Raw genomic sequence first — 258 nt, forward strand, 5'->3', positions numbered from 1 at the left:
TGGGACTCGTTGCCCGCCGCGTCGATAATCGTGGCGGTCACTTCGATGCGGCCACCGTCCACCGGACGCGGGTACTCAAAGGTCAGGAACTGGCCGTCAATCTGCGCCTGGGTCAGGGTGATCGGCGCCTGGCCGGTCACGTTCAGCACATCTCCTGCCACCGCACCCGCCGGCAGCGTGACTTTCACGCCCACGGTGCCGTCGATCTCGGTGTTGCTGATCACGCCGTCGTTGTCGGCATCTTCGGTGATGACCACG

General features: G+C 65.1%; 1 protein-coding gene. It reads right to left on the bottom strand.

Going from position 1 to position 258, the window contains the following annotated elements; all coding sequences use genetic code 11:
• The coding region (locus BN1121_RS19855) for a hypothetical protein (protein ID WP_197065738.1) at positions 1-258 on the bottom strand (258 nt) is incomplete at both ends.

This window comes from Aeromonas diversa CDC 2478-85 (genome assembly GCF_000819805.1).
In the GTDB taxonomy this organism is placed as follows: domain Bacteria; phylum Pseudomonadota; class Gammaproteobacteria; order Enterobacterales; family Aeromonadaceae; genus Aeromonas; species Aeromonas diversa.